We start from the raw sequence: 575 nt of genomic DNA, 5'->3' as shown, positions 1-575 counted from the left end.
CAAAGGTTAGGCTATGAGTCAGTCCAACATACATTTCAATTACTTGCACACAAAACCTTTTCCACCCAGTCTTTTGAACAATGGTGCGGACTTAATTTACTCGCTGTAGATGGCGTTAGTTTTCGAACTCATGATAATCAAGATAACAGAGAAGCATTTGGCAGTGACAGTAATCAACATGGAGAAGTAAGCTACCCACAAGTACGAATGTGTAGCCTTATGGAAGTATCTAGCCATTTACTGTTAGATAGCAGCTTTGACTCCCGTCGCATAGGTGAAATGAGCTTAGCTCAACGACTATTACCAGCCGTACCAGATAATTCTCTTACCTTGTTTGACCGCGGCTATTACTCATTAGGACTGTTGCATCAATGGCAAAACCAAGGAGATAACACTCACTGGATGTTACCCGCGAGGAAGGATTTACAGTATCAAGTTGAACATAGTATAAATGACAATGATAAAATAGTGATTTTGTCCACAAGTCCTCAAGCCAGAAAGAAATTTGAGTCATTACCAGAGACCATGATGGCAAGATTAACCACCTATAAAGTGGATGGAAAAAGCTATCGTGT

1 protein-coding gene is annotated in these 575 nt (G+C 40.3%); it reads left to right on the top strand.

Annotated features, from left to right (window positions below; translation table 11 throughout):
• Positions 1–575, top strand: a 575-nt coding sequence (locus MTN97_RS17820; protein ID WP_248475033.1) for an IS4 family transposase, incomplete at both ends; no start/stop codon positions are given.

Source organism: Pseudoalteromonas sp. 2CM36K (assembly GCF_023161865.1).
In the GTDB taxonomy this organism is placed as follows: Bacteria; Pseudomonadota; Gammaproteobacteria; order Enterobacterales; family Alteromonadaceae; genus Pseudoalteromonas; species Pseudoalteromonas tetraodonis.
This window is presented reverse-complemented; position numbering and strand designations above follow the sequence as displayed.